We start from the raw sequence: 11,873 nt of genomic DNA, 5'->3' as shown, positions 1-11,873 counted from the left end.
CCGGTCCCACGCGTCATTCGAAGCGCGAGGTGTCGCCCGCGCCCCGGCGCACGATCTCCGGCTCGCCCGACGAGAAATCGATGACCGTGGTGGGCTCGACCCCGCAGTCGCCGGAATCGATCACCGCGTCCACCACGTGCTCCAGATGTTCCTTGATGTCCCAGCCCTGGGTCATCGGCTCCTCCTGGTCGGGCAGCAGCAGCGTGCTCGACAGCAGCGGCTCGCCGAGTTCGCCGAGCAGGGCCTGGGTGACCACGTGGTCCGGGATGCGCACGCCGACCGTCTTCTTCTTGGCGTGCAGCAGACGGCGCGGAACCTCCTTGGTGGCCGGGAGGATGAACGTGTAACTGCCCGGTGTGGACGCCTTGACCGCGCGGAAGACCGCGTTGTCCACGTGCACGAACTGGCCCAGCTGGGCGAAGTCCTGGCACACCAGGGTGAAATGGTGGCGGTCGTCGAGTTTGCGGATGCTCCGGATGCGGTCGATGCCCTGTTTGTTCCCCAGCTGGCAGCCGAGGGCGAAACAGGAGTCCGTCGGATACGCGATGAGTCCGTCCTCGCGCAGGATGTCGACGACCTGTCCGATCGCGCGTCGTTGCGGATTCTCCGGGTGTACGTCGAAATACCTGGCCATGCGCAGAGCTTAGGGCCACCGGTGCCCGCCCGCCCCGCGTGGCGTACAAAGTGGAACCCACGTCTTCCATCGTGGCGAGTTCCGCGATCCCCGGTGTGGTCCGAACGTCCCACACCCGCGCGGGTGACCACGGGGATTTTCCCTGTCCCGGGACGGAAAACGCCTCCTTGATCATCCTCCCCGCGGCCGCGGAAGCGGGAACCGGGGTAACGAAGATGGGTTAGGATCCGAATCACACCGCGATGGAGGTCGTGCGACGGCCTCGGCCGTCGCAAGGGGGCAGCACGACAAGGATCAGTACGTCTTCTGTTACCACAGGGGTGCCCGTGCCGGAACAGCTCGCCGTGACCGCCGAACCTCTGGGTACCGCCGGGGTCGACCGGCGCCCGCGGCGGGCACTGTTCCTCGCCGGGCTGATCATCACCGTCGTCTTCGTCAACTCCTGCCTGTTCGGGCTCCTCGCGGTCCTGTTCCGGCCGGGGGTGGACTTCTGGCAGGGCCTGCTGGCCGTGCTGTACGTCGGGCCCGTGCTGGCGATCCAGCTGCTGTACTTCAGCCGTCCCGCGGTCCGGCTCGACACCAAGCTCGCGAAGGCCATGCTGGGGGTGCAGGCGTGCCTGGCGTTCCTGCCGACCTTGCACTTCGACGCCGCGCTGAGCTCGCTGACCACCCTCGCGGCGGGCAGCGCGCTGCTGCTGTTCCGGCCGCGGACGGGCTGGACGGTGTTCACCGTGTTCATGGCGGGCACGATCTGGATCCTGTGGACCTACGACGAGACCTGGCTCGGCGCGGTGTTCGACAGCGTCACCGCGGTCTTCTACGCCCTGGTCGTGTACCTGCTGACCTGGCTCGCGCGGCTGGTCACCGAACTGCACCAGGCCAGGACCGAGCTGGCGAGACGGGCCGTGGCCGAACAGCGGCTGGCCTTCGCCAGGGACCTGCACGACCTGCTCGGCCTCAGCCTGTCCGCGATCGCGCTCAAGGGCGAACTGGTGCACCGCCTGCTGCGGAAGTCGCTGGACAGGGCCCGTGAGGAGCTCGCCGAGATCACCGGGATCGCCCAGCGGACGCTGTCCGACGTGCGGTCGGTGGCCAGGGGTTACCGGGAGCTGTCGCTCGACAAGGAGTCACGGACGGCGGTGTCGTTGCTCTCGGCGTCGAACGTCGCGGTGCGGGTCGACCTCGAGCAGGTCGAACTCCCGGTGAAGCTGCGCACCCTGCTGGCGAAGGTGCTCCGCGAGGGTGTCACGAACGTGCTCCGCTACACCGGCGTCGAGCACTGCGAGATCACCGTGCGCGAGAACGGCGGCCGGGTGGCGCTGGAGATCGTCCACGACGGCACGGCGCACGAGGACGTCCCCGAGGAGACGGCCGAGAGCCTGCGCGAGGTGACCGAGGAGGTCGCCGGGCACGGCGGGAAGCTGAGCGCGGGACCCGACGCGGCGGGCCGGTGGCGGCTGCACGCCGAACTCCCGGTGCCCGAACAGGCCGAGCCCACCGAGACGGCGCTGGCCGAGGGGTCCGGGCACTGGTCCCGGATCGACGCCAGGAACGTCCAATGGACGATGACGGTGGTCTTCATCGTCTTCAGCCTCTCCGCGATGGCCCGCGCGTTCATGCTGACCGACGACGGCTGGTCCCTCGCCCTCATCGCCGGCTACCTCACCGCGCTGACCACGCTGCAGCTGTCCTACTTCGCCCGCCCGAACGTCCGGCTGCGCTCGCGGCAGAGCTACGCGCTGCTGTTCGTGCAGGCCTGCCTGATCTTCCTGCCGCTCATCCCGCTCGGGAGCGCGTGGGTGAGCCTGCCGAGCCTGTTCGCCGGCACCGCGCTGCTGGTGCTGCCGCCGCTGGCCGGGTGGACGGCGTTCGCCGTGACCGCCGCCGGGGTGGTGCTGATCCGGATCTCCTACGGCACCGACTTCCTCGGCGGCTTCTACACCTTCGCGTCCATCCTGAACACCGGGCTGATGGTGTTCGGTCTGATCTGGCTGATCCGGCTGGTGACCGAACTGGGCGAGACCAGAAAACGCCTCGCCGAGGTCGCGGTCGCGGAGGAGCGGCTGCGGTTCGCCCGCGACCTGCACGATCTGCTGGGGATGAGCCTGTCGGCGATCGCGCTGAAGAGCGAGCTGACCAGCCGGATCATGGACATCGACACCGATCGCGCCTCCGACGAACTGCTGGAGATCCTCGGGCTGACCCGGCAGGCGCTGAGCGACGTCCGGTCGGTGGCGAGCGGCTACCGCGAACTGTCGCTGGATCAGGAGTCGCGGTCGGCGCAGGCGGTCCTGGTGGCCGCCGACGTCCAGGTGCGGCTGGAGATCGAGCACGAGGACCTGCCGACGACGGTGCGCACCGTACTGGCCGTGGTGCTGCGCGAGGGCGTGACGAACGTGTTGCGGCACAGCAAGGTCGAGCGCTGTGAGATCGCCGTGCGACGGACCGGCGACGGCGTCGCGCTCGACATCGTCAACGACGGCGTGGTGAACGGACGGCCGCCGAAGCCGGAGCAGCCGGTGCGGGTGGAGGCCCCGGGCAGCGGCATCACGAACATGTCCGACCGCGTCGCCGGGCTGGGCGGGGAGCTGACCGCCGGCGTGGAGCCCGACGGGCGGTTCCGGCTGCGTGCCGTGGTGCCCGTTTAGATCCAGCCGGATTCCTTGGCGATGCGGATCGCGTCGACCCGGTTGCGCGCGTTGAGCTTCGACACGATCGTGGTCAGGTAGTTGCGGACGGTTCCGGTGGAGAGAAAGGCTTTCGCCGCCACCTCCAGGGTGTCGCGGCCTTCGGCGGTCAGCCGCAGGACGTCGATCTCCCGCGGGGTCAGCGGGCATTCCACGGTGTCCCAGGCGGCGAGGGCCAGATCGCCGTCGACCATCCGCCGTCCGGCGGCCACCCCGCGCACGGCGTTGGCGAGCTTCTCCGCGGGGGCGTCCTTCAGCAGGAACCCGCTCACTTTGGCCGCCAGCGCCCGGCGGAGCGTGCCGGGCCTGCCGAGACTGGTCAGGATCAGGGTCCGGACCTCGGGGAGCTGCTCGTGGAGTTCGGTGGCCGCGGTGAGCCCGTCCTTGCCGGGGAGGTCGATGTCGATGATCGCGACCTGGGTGCGGGAAACCCGTGCGGCGGGAAGGATCTCGTCACCCGACGCCACTTCGGAAACCACTTCGATATCCGGTTCCAGCCGCAGGAGCGCCACGAGCGCTCCCCTGACGATGTGCATGTCTTCGGCCACGAGAACCCTGATCACCATGGCGCCGTCCCCTCACGCACACCCCCATGGCCCCAACATAAACACGCCCGCACGGAACGCGTTCCACCGTTCGGGTGGTGAGTCGGCCAGGCCCGGCGCGGGGGCGGTGAGGCGAAAGAGTCACCCCTCGACGGAATCCGCAGTCGGTCGGCTACTTTCCGTCGACGTGGCGGCAGGTGGCCCGCACACGAAACCGGCCGCCACTCGCCTTCGGGGTGCGAGTGACGGCCGGAGGGGTGTTCCTCAGCTCGCTTCGGCCAGCGGCGGGGCGGTGCAACAGGCACCGGTGAAACAGCTGAATGCTTCACCGCGGTGCTGGTTGGTCCAATGGTCGAAGCGGTCGATCACGAGCTCGACCTGGTCCCCGGCGAACCCGGTGTCGATCCCCCGGACGGCGAAGAGCGAGCGGACGTTGTCGGTCGCGGTGTTCATCATCGATGGCTCCCAGGCTGTTCGGTGGTGTTCCTTCGATGAGGAAATCGTGCTGCTCAGGGTGGGTACGCGGCCAGTGCCATGCATCATCGCGGGCATGTGCTTTTCACCTACGCCGGAAGATGCCTTTCGTCTGCTCCGTTTCCGCGATCATGGGCACCGAACGGCGTAATCGGCACCGTTCCCGACGACGGAAAGTGGCGGGCCGATCTCAGCGCGGCAGGGTGACCGCCCGTGGTCATCACACGCTTACCCGCACTCGAATGGAGCAGTCAGCGGGAAGCCTCTTCGAGCAGCCTCGCGAGGCCGGCGTAGCCGCCTTCCTTCAACCGCACGCCCGAGATCTTCGCGTAGGCGGCGTCGGCGCGGATGCCGAGCCCCTCGACCATCCGGTTCATGAAGTTGAACAAAGCGCAGACGAGGACGGCGTCGTGCAGCGCGGTCTCGTCCCAGCCCGCCGCGTACACCGCTTCGGCGTCCGCGTCGGTCATCCGCGACGGAGTGCGCGTCAGCTTGCCCACGTAGGCCAGTACGGGCTTCATCCGGTCGTCCACGGGCGAGGAGTCGAGATCGGCCAGTGCGGCCGCCAGAAGTCCTTCCGGCACACCGAAAGCCTCCGCGGTGACGGTGTGGACCCCGTGGCAGTACCCGCAATCGTTGACACCGGAGACGTAGGCCGCGATCAGCTCCCGCTCCCCCGCGCCGAACGCCGACGGCGCCCGCATGAGCAGTTCGTGGAGGTCCAGCAGTTTCGCCGCGGGCGCGGGGAACTTCTGGAAGACCTGCAGCAGTGTGGTGTCAGTCGGCAAAGACCCGAGATAGGACATCCTGTGTATCGCTCCCGTTTTCCGGCGCCCGCCGGTGCTCGGCGAACACGTCCACGTCGTCCCGACGCAGCCAGCAGGCCGCGAGGCACGCCACCGATGCCGGTCCCAGCCCGGTCACCGTGGCGGTGACCCGCGCGGTGGCGTGTTCCCATTCTCGGCGCAGGGAGCCCGCCGTCGTCGTCTCCGGACCTGCTTCGATCAACGGGCGAACCGCGCGCCAGCGAAGGATTCCCGCCTCGACGAGCGCGCCGAGGCCGAGGTCGAGCGCCTCGTGCCGGGCCTGGTCCACGGCGAGGGCCACCAGCGCGGGTTCGTCGGCGAGCCGGGCCAGGCCGACCCCGGCGAGCAGGCGTTCGGCGTCCAGGCCCAGCAGGATCACCCCGGACTCGGTCGAGGGCGCGTCGTCGATCGACGGCAGGGTGAACCGGGAGTCGTAGGGTTCAGACACGGGCGACGTCCTTTGTGGCCATCCTCAGCGGGGTGTCCCGGCGCAGGTTCGCGGCGACCGCCGCCGCGACCCGGGCGGTGGCGACACGATGGCCGTCGATGTTGCGGGCCGCCGGGCCCAGCGCCATCCCCGCGGCCGCGCCGACGGCGAAGACCCGGGGCGCGCCGGTGTAGGCGAAGGTGCGTTCGTCCAGCCTCGGCCAGCCGCCGCGATCGAGCACGGCGTCGTCGGGCATCAGGCCGTCGCCGATCGACGGCGTGGTCCCGAGCGCCAGGACGGCATGGTCCACGGAAATCCGTGAACCGTCTTCGAGGTGGAGCCCGACGCCCGGCGTCACCTTCGTGATCGCCTTGCCCCGATGCACGATCAGCCGTCCCTCTGCTTCGGCCGCCTCGAGCATCGGCCGGAACTCGAACATGATCGACGCGCGCCGGAACCGGCCCATCAGTTCGAGTCTTTCGGACCAGCTCACTCCGTCGAAGCGAGCACGGCCTTCGGGACGGAAGAACGACGAGTTGACGTCGGCGCACTGATAGCGTTCGCCCGCTTCGCGGACCACCCAGTGCACCTCGCGCCCTTGGGTGAGGCCGTTGGAGATCAGATGTGCGGCGGTGAGTCCCGCGCCGACGACGGCGAGGCGTTTGCCCGCTCCGGGAACGGGTTCGTCCCAATAGGTCACGCCGCGCGGCGGATGGCCGCCGCCCCACCAGGTGTCCGGGGCGGACCGGCGCTCCTCGCCGAGGCAGAGCACGACGTGGCGCGCGGTGACGGAGAACCGGTCCGCGCGCACGGTGACCGCGTCGGAGGTCGGCAGCACCTCGCGCACCGAGCCGCGCCAGGTCCGTTCGGTGACGTGATGGCTCGCGGCCAGATGACGGCAATAGGCCTCGAAGACGTCGACCGGGACGACCGAGCGATGTCCGGCCTGCGCCATGCGGATCTCCCGGCGCTCCACCGGGGTCAGCACCGACCAGTGCAGCCGCGCGAAGTCCAGCAGTTCGCAGTCGCGGTAGCCCTCGACGCCGGGGTGGTGTTCGTACGGCGACCGCAGCACGCGCTGGCCGAGCAGGTCGACGCGGTCGAAGAACCGGCCGCAGGGACGGCCGTCGCGATCGACGAGGACGAGGTCGCGGACGCCGTGGTGCCACAGGGCGGAAGCGACGGCGAGCCCGGCCGGACCCGCCCCGACGATCACGACGTCGGCGGCGGACGGCGGCTCGGGGGTGGTCGCCGCACGGGAACCGGGGACGACCGGCCACGCCCGCCCGCGCGGCGATTCGAGCAGATGCGGTTCCGGGACGAAGGTGATCACCGGCGTGCTCAGCCGATCACGGTCACCGGGACGATCAGCTCGATCACGGGGCGCTGCTTCATCCCGTTGCTGATCAGTTCGTCCAGTGTCTGCTGCGACTGCTCGGCGGTGTCGGTGGCGATCGGGCTGTAGCGGGAATAGGAGTAGGTCGGCTTCCGCCCGCCGGCATCGAGCGAGTACACCTTCAGCACGGCTTCGCCGGGCCGGACCTCACCGTCGTAGAAGGTGAGACGGCGCTGATCCGGTGTCATGAAGGATTTCGAGAACTGGCGGGAAAGCACGAGGGTGTCGGCGTCGTTGACGAAGGTCGAGTCCTCGTCGGTGACGACCTGCATCGCGACCCAGGTCTTGTCGGTCAGGTTGGTCTCGGATTTGATCACCTGCCAGCGGCCGGGTTCGGGGAGATTGACGCTGACCGAGATGTCGTGCTCGGTGGTGTCGATGGCGCCGGAGATCATCAGCACCCTCCGGCGGACGTCGGCGACCCCGGCCATCTGGATGTCACGTGCGCGCACCCGTGTGGAAACATCCAATCCAGGGAATTCAGGAGATGACATCTTTCATGCCTCCAGACCTCGACGACCGCAATTCCAGACCGGCAGAATTTCCCCATCCGCAAACACTCGCAGAATTTCACGCCGAACTGGACGATGTCAAGGTGAGGAACACATGATCCATTGGTACGAAAGGCTGCCGGTACCGGGGCGCGGACTGGGCCGTTCAGCGGTACCGGCTCAGGAGCCGTCGACGTCGTCGGCCCATGCCGCGGCGGGTGTCCCGTGCTCGAGCGCGCCGATGTAGACGATCTCGAACGAGGAATCGGTTCGTTTGAGTCCTATCCTGATGACGAGGTCGTGTTTCACCAGAATGATGAACTGATGCGGATCGCGGCCATCTCCGAAAATGTCGTAAATGAGAAACGCGGATCCGTCGGCCACCGCGAAAAGCGCTTCGTAGATGACATTGCGGTCAGCCTGCGGAGCATTGATCGCCCATTCTTCCAGCACCTGCAAACCCGACGTGAGCTGGAGGCGCATAGCCATCCGAAGGCCTCCTCGTGGTCTGGCCGGTTCGCGGGCGATCTTCATTCTCGCGCGCGCGATACCCGGCGGTCTTCTTCGTCCGTGCTGTCGTACGGGGGTGGGCTAGTTGTAGCCGAGGACGATGTGCTCGGCCGGGAAATCGTTTTCGGCGGCCTGCCTCGGCTCCGGGACGAACGCCGTCGCGTCGGCCTCGACGGCCCCGCGCGGGTCGAGATCATCGGTCACGACCCAAATTCGCACCTGTGCCGTCATGGCGTTCCTCCCGGCCTTCGATGAACGACTCACTTGACAACCAAGGATGACCCCGTCCGATCGGGAGCCGGTCGTGACGCGATCGAGGATGCCGGGCGCGCGCGATGCGCAAAGGAAAAGTCGCCGGTGACCGGGTGCCGGTAGTGCCCTTGTGGTACCCCGAAACCCAAGGAGCGCGCCATGACCGAACGTCTCGACCCGTATGAGATCTATGCCGAGGACGAGCTCGACGTCGACCTGCTCGGCCTGTCGTGGCCCGACCCCTCGGTCCCCGAGCAGCGGGACCGGCAATGAGCGCGGCGGAGCGGCAACGGACCTGCGCGGCCTGCGGGGGCGCGTTCGAGCCCTGGGAGCGAACGGAGCTGGAGACGGTGGTCGACGGCGGGATCCTTTACGTCGCCGTGCACACCGGCCACAGTACGTATCCGCCGCGGCGGGAGACCGAGGCCGCGCGCCGGCTCGCGTGAGGACACGCCGCGAAAGGCTGGCGTTCGGTACAGCTGGTCGTGAGTGGCGTTTCGGGTTCTAACCCGAAACGCCACTCACGACCAGTACGGAACGCGCGCGGCTCAGCGCAGCGCGGAGGTGCGCCAGGTCGGCGCGACGAGCGGCGACCAGGCCGGCCGGGCCGGCGCCGCGGGCGGGGGCGCGGCCGGAGCCAGCGCGGTGAAGACGGCGACGAGCGCCGCGAGTTCGGCGTCTTCCGGGTCCCCCCGCAGGACCCGGAAGACCGGCGCACTGTCCATTCCGGACGGTGACATGGTTCCCCCGTTCAGATCGGGTGGTTGCCGTGCTTGCGCTGAGGCGCCGCCTTTCGCTTGTCCTGCAGCATCTCCAGCGCTCTGGCGACCGCGGACCGGGTGTCCGCCGGGTCGATGATGTCGTCGACCAGGCCGCGTTCCGCCGAATACTGCGGGTTCATGAACTCCTCGGTGTACTCGGCGACCAGGTGCGCGCGCAACGCGTCCGGATCGGGTGCGACGGCGAGATCCTTGCGGAACAACACGTTCACCGCGCCCTCGGCGCCCATCACGGCGATCTGGTTGGTCGGCCACGCCAGCGAGAGGTCGGTCCCGATGGACCGCGAGTCCATCACGATGTACGCGCCGCCGTACGCCTTGCGCAGGATCACCTGCACACGCGGCACGGTCGCCTCACAGTACGCGTGCAGCAGTTGCGCCCCGTGCCGGATGATCCCGGAATGCTCCTGTTCGACACCCGGCAGGAAGCCCGGAACGTCCACCAGGGTCACCAGCGGGATGCTGAACGCGTCGCAGAACCGCACGAATCGCGCCGCCTTCTGCGACGCCGGGCCGTCGAGCACGCCGGCGAACACCACCGGCTGGTTGCCGACCAGGCCGACCACGCGCCCGTCGACCCGTGCGAGCGCGCACAGCACGTTCTGCGCCCATCGCTCGTGCAGCTCGAAGAATTCGCCGTCGTCGGCCAGTTCCGAGAACACGTCACGCATGTCGTAGGGCTTGTTCGGCTCCACCGGGACGAGTTCGGCGAACCGCGGCCGCCGGTCCTTGCCCGCGTCCTGCGAAGGCTCGCGGGGCGCGGGGTCCAGGTAGTTCGACGGAAGCAGCGACACCAGGTACCGGACGTCGGCGAGGCAGCTCTCCTCGTCGTCGTGCACCACGGTCGCCACCCCGGACGACGCGCCGTGCACGTCCGCGCCGCCCAGTTCGTCGTGACTGACCCGTTCCCCGGTCACGGTTTCGACGACGTCCGGTCCGGTCAGGTACATGCGGGCGGTGTCGCGCACCATGAAGACGAAATCCGCGAGCGCGGGCGAATACGCCGCCCCGCCCGCGCACGGCCCCAGCACCACGCTGATCTGCGGGATGACGCCGGACGCCTCGACCTGGCGGCGGAAGATGCCGCCGTAGCCGTTGAGCGCCATGACCCCTTCCTGGATCCGCGCTCCCCCGCTGTCGTTGAGCCCGATCAGCGGCGAGCCGGTGGCGATCGCCAGATCCATCACCTTCTGGATCTTGGCCGCGTGCGCCTCGCCGAGCGAACCACCGAAAACGGTGAAGTCCTGCGCGTAGACGAACACTCGCCGTCCGTCGATGGTGCCCGAGCCCGCGATGACACCGTCGGTGTACGGCCGGTTCTCCGCCAGCCCGAGCCCGCTCGCCTGATGCCGCCGGTACAACTCGACCTCGGTGAAGGAATCGGGGTCCAGCAACAGATCCAGCCGTTCGCGCGCGGTGTGCTTGCCGAGCGAGTGCTGACGGCGGACGCCGTCGAGCCGTCCGTCGACGATGTGCTCGCGCAGTTCGTCGCGCTGGGTGCGCAGCAACGGCATCGTCGGTTCCGGTGGATGCACCGGCTCGGCACCGCGGGCGAGCGGGATCACCCGCCCGTCGGTCGGCCTCGGGATCCGGGAGCGCCGCAGCCGGTCTTCCGGCAGCGGCACCACCTCGGAGTCCTCCGTGCGCTGGGCGCCCGGATCGCCCTGCAGGGTCACGCCGCCTCCCTCATACGGGCCTCGCGCTCGAGCTCGTCGAGTTCGATCTCGCGCACGATGTCGCGCCAGCACACCCCCCGTCCGAGGCGGGGCATCGTGGTCACCACCGGCGGCCGTTCGGCGATGGGCGCCGAAGCGGGCGTGGCGGATTCGTTGGTGGTCATGGCATTTCCTCTCCTGTCAGGCCGATGCCCGGATGCGGCCGTCGATCTGGTGGTAGCCGCCGCTGTAGAAGACGAGCGAGTCCTGCGCGGTGCCGCGGCTGGAGGCGACCACCTTGCCGAGGAAGATCGAGTGGTCACCGCCTTCGTAGACCTCCGCCAGCTCGCATTCCAGCCACGCCAGCGCGCCGTCGAGCAGCGGGGCGCCGGTCTGCGGCCCGGCCGTCCAGTCCACCGAGTCGAACTGGGCGATCCCGGCCGGGCGGCGCCAGTCCGCGAAGTACTTCGCCAGATCCTTCTGGTCCGACGCCAGCACCGTCACCGCGTACGAGCCCGCCGTCACGATCGCCTCGTGCATCCGGGCCGCGCGGGAAACGCAGCACAGCACCATCGGCGGCTCCAGCGAAACGGAGGTGACGGCGTTGGCGGTCATCCCGTGTGCCCGTTCGCCGCCGGCGGTCAGCACGGTGACCCCGGTGGCGAACTGGCCCATCACCTCCCGCAGGCCCGCCTGCGCGGACAACCGGCGCCGGGCGACGGGCGTCGGCAGCCGTTTCAGCACCGGCCGCGACGGTTCCTCCAGCGTGCCCACGTCATTCCCCCTTGCCGTCGACCGTGTACGGGGCCAGCGCCTCACGCAGCTGTTCGGGCACCCGGCTGGGCACCGTGGCCGTGTTCGGGCCGCGCATGCACGCGATCCGCTGCCGTCCGCGCGCCACCAGCCGCTCGCCTTCCGCGGTGAGGTGGACGTAGTCGAAGGTGAACTGGATCTGGGTCTGGGTCAGCTCTTCCAGCCGCAGCCGGATGGACAGCTCGTCGAACGCGGTGATCTCCGCGTAGAACTCGCAGTCCACCTTGAGCGTGAACAGCTTGAGGTCGTGGCGGACCTCTTCGAGCACCGCGGGCGCCTTCTCCTTCAGGAACATCTCGCGGCACCGGCCCTGCCAGCGCACGTAGTTCACGTAGTAGACGTTGCCCACCAGGTTGGTCTCTTCGAATCCGACCGTGTGGAGGATCTCGTAGTAGTCGGCCATG

General features: G+C 69.0%; 16 protein-coding genes. 2 read left to right on the top strand and 14 right to left on the bottom strand.

Annotated features, from left to right (window positions below; translation table 11 throughout):
* Positions 1 to 13: 13 nt before the first annotated feature.
* On the bottom strand, positions 14 to 634 hold the full coding sequence (locus AB8M46_RS37915) for an L-threonylcarbamoyladenylate synthase (RefSeq protein WP_005154159.1): 621 nt from the start codon (positions 632 to 634) through the stop codon (positions 14 to 16).
* Between the two features lie 326 nt (positions 635 to 960).
* Between AB8M46_RS37915 and AB8M46_RS37910 the strand changes: the two genes are divergently transcribed.
* The gene (locus AB8M46_RS37910; protein WP_394363304.1) at positions 961 to 3,282 is read left to right on the top strand and encodes a sensor histidine kinase; all 2,322 of its coding nucleotides are present in this window, start codon (positions 961 to 963) and stop codon (positions 3,280 to 3,282) included.
* On the opposite strand, the gene AB8M46_RS37905 is transcribed toward AB8M46_RS37910, so the two are convergent.
* From AB8M46_RS37905 to AB8M46_RS37870, 8 genes are all read right to left on the bottom strand, one after another.
* The gene (locus AB8M46_RS37905; RefSeq protein WP_081976077.1) at positions 3,279 to 3,887 is read right to left on the bottom strand and encodes a DNA-binding response regulator; all 609 of its coding nucleotides are present in this window, start codon (positions 3,885 to 3,887) and stop codon (positions 3,279 to 3,281) included. The two genes, AB8M46_RS37910 and AB8M46_RS37905, sit on opposite strands and share 4 nt — an antisense overlap.
* 243 nt (positions 3,888 to 4,130) lie before the next feature.
* Complete coding sequence (locus AB8M46_RS37900; protein ID WP_037347770.1) at positions 4,131 to 4,322, bottom strand: hypothetical protein; 192 nt, start codon at positions 4,320 to 4,322, stop codon at positions 4,131 to 4,133.
* Positions 4,323 to 4,591: 269 nt separating this feature from the next.
* A complete protein-coding gene (locus tag AB8M46_RS37895) occupies positions 4,592 to 5,146 on the bottom strand; it encodes a carboxymuconolactone decarboxylase family protein (RefSeq protein ID WP_037347771.1) in 555 nt (184 codons plus the stop codon).
* Positions 5,118 to 5,594: a DUF6187 family protein gene (locus AB8M46_RS37890; RefSeq protein WP_378421929.1), complete on the bottom strand. Its 477-nt coding sequence runs from the start codon at positions 5,592 to 5,594 to the stop codon at positions 5,118 to 5,120. Before AB8M46_RS37890 ends, AB8M46_RS37895 begins: the two co-directional genes overlap by 29 nt.
* Positions 5,587 to 6,906 (bottom strand): FAD-dependent oxidoreductase, encoded by a 1,320-nt coding sequence (locus AB8M46_RS37885; RefSeq protein ID WP_394363303.1) that lies wholly within the window; start codon positions 6,904 to 6,906, stop codon positions 5,587 to 5,589. The genes AB8M46_RS37890 and AB8M46_RS37885 overlap by 8 nt, the downstream gene beginning before the upstream one ends.
* Before the next feature lie 8 nt (positions 6,907 to 6,914).
* Positions 6,915 to 7,400, bottom strand: coding sequence for a DUF6423 family protein (locus AB8M46_RS37880; RefSeq protein WP_016332237.1), 486 nt, complete (start codon positions 7,398 to 7,400; stop codon positions 6,915 to 6,917).
* Positions 7,401 to 7,640: 240 nt separating this feature from the next.
* Complete coding sequence (locus AB8M46_RS37875) at positions 7,641 to 7,949, bottom strand: DUF6235 family protein (RefSeq protein ID WP_016332236.1); 309 nt, start codon at positions 7,947 to 7,949, stop codon at positions 7,641 to 7,643.
* A gap of 102 nt (positions 7,950 to 8,051) precedes the next feature.
* A complete protein-coding gene (locus tag AB8M46_RS37870) occupies positions 8,052 to 8,201 on the bottom strand; it encodes a hypothetical protein (RefSeq protein WP_162836918.1) in 150 nt (49 codons plus the stop codon).
* Between the two features lie 290 nt (positions 8,202 to 8,491).
* On the opposite strand from AB8M46_RS37870, the gene AB8M46_RS37865 reads away from it, so the two are divergent.
* Positions 8,492 to 8,668 carry a hypothetical protein gene (locus tag AB8M46_RS37865; protein ID WP_162836919.1) on the top strand — a complete coding sequence of 59 codons (177 nt, stop codon included), beginning with the start codon at positions 8,492 to 8,494 and terminating at the stop codon, positions 8,666 to 8,668.
* A 102-nt stretch (positions 8,669 to 8,770) separates the two neighbouring features.
* On the opposite strand, the gene AB8M46_RS37860 is transcribed toward AB8M46_RS37865, so the two are convergent.
* The 5 genes from AB8M46_RS37860 to AB8M46_RS37840 form a co-directional block, all read right to left on the bottom strand.
* On the bottom strand, positions 8,771 to 8,962 hold the full coding sequence (locus tag AB8M46_RS37860; RefSeq protein ID WP_394363302.1) for an acyl-CoA carboxylase subunit epsilon: 192 nt from the start codon (positions 8,960 to 8,962) through the stop codon (positions 8,771 to 8,773).
* An 11-nt stretch (positions 8,963 to 8,973) separates the two neighbouring features.
* Entirely contained in the window at positions 8,974 to 10,515 is a 1,542-nt protein-coding gene (locus AB8M46_RS37855; RefSeq protein WP_369797493.1) for an acyl-CoA carboxylase subunit beta, read from the bottom strand.
* 158 nt (positions 10,516 to 10,673) lie between these two features.
* Complete coding sequence (locus tag AB8M46_RS37850) at positions 10,674 to 10,841, bottom strand: DUF6222 family protein (RefSeq protein WP_394363301.1); 168 nt, start codon at positions 10,839 to 10,841, stop codon at positions 10,674 to 10,676.
* A 16-nt stretch (positions 10,842 to 10,857) separates the two neighbouring features.
* A complete protein-coding gene (locus AB8M46_RS37845; protein ID WP_037347782.1) occupies positions 10,858 to 11,430 on the bottom strand; it encodes a flavin reductase family protein in 573 nt (190 codons plus the stop codon).
* A 1-nt stretch (position 11,431) separates the two neighbouring features.
* Positions 11,432 to 11,872: a thioesterase family protein gene (locus tag AB8M46_RS37840; protein WP_037347784.1), complete on the bottom strand. Its 441-nt coding sequence runs from the start codon at positions 11,870 to 11,872 to the stop codon at positions 11,432 to 11,434.
* Position 11,873 lies beyond the last annotated feature (1 nt).

Source organism: Amycolatopsis sp. SB7-3, assembly GCF_041021335.1.
Classification (GTDB): Bacteria; Actinomycetota; Actinomycetes; order Mycobacteriales; family Pseudonocardiaceae; genus Amycolatopsis; species Amycolatopsis japonica.
Note: the sequence above shows the minus strand (reverse complement) of the source record. Positions and strands in the feature narration are given on the sequence as shown.

Coding starts and splice junctions, on each gene's coding strand:
- AB8M46_RS37900 (WP_037347770.1), bottom strand. CDS start 4,322: ATGATGAACACCGCGACCGACAACGTCCGCTCGCTCTTCGCCGTCCGG.
- AB8M46_RS37880 (WP_016332237.1), bottom strand. CDS start 7,400: ATGGCCGGGGTCGCCGACGTCCGCCGGAGGGTGCTGATGATCTCCGGC.
- AB8M46_RS37895 (WP_037347771.1), bottom strand. CDS start 5,146: ATGTCCTATCTCGGGTCTTTGCCGACTGACACCACACTGCTGCAGGTC.
- AB8M46_RS37915 (WP_005154159.1), bottom strand. CDS start 634: ATGGCCAGGTATTTCGACGTACACCCGGAGAATCCGCAACGACGCGCG.
- AB8M46_RS37860 (WP_394363302.1), bottom strand. CDS start 8,962: ATGTCACCGTCCGGAATGGACAGTGCGCCGGTCTTCCGGGTCCTGCGG.
- AB8M46_RS37875 (WP_016332236.1), bottom strand. CDS start 7,949: ATGGCTATGCGCCTCCAGCTCACGTCGGGTTTGCAGGTGCTGGAAGAA.
- AB8M46_RS37870 (WP_162836918.1), bottom strand. CDS start 8,201: ATGACGGCACAGGTGCGAATTTGGGTCGTGACCGATGATCTCGACCCG.
- AB8M46_RS37840 (WP_037347784.1), bottom strand. CDS start 11,872: ATGGCCGACTACTACGAGATCCTCCACACGGTCGGATTCGAAGAGACC.
- AB8M46_RS37850 (WP_394363301.1), bottom strand. CDS start 10,841: ATGACCACCAACGAATCCGCCACGCCCGCTTCGGCGCCCATCGCCGAA.
- AB8M46_RS37855 (WP_369797493.1), bottom strand. CDS start 10,515: ATGCCGTTGCTGCGCACCCAGCGCGACGAACTGCGCGAGCACATCGTC.
- AB8M46_RS37905 (WP_081976077.1), bottom strand. CDS start 3,887: ATGGTGATCAGGGTTCTCGTGGCCGAAGACATGCACATCGTCAGGGGA.
- AB8M46_RS37865 (WP_162836919.1), top strand. CDS start 8,492: ATGAGCGCGGCGGAGCGGCAACGGACCTGCGCGGCCTGCGGGGGCGCG.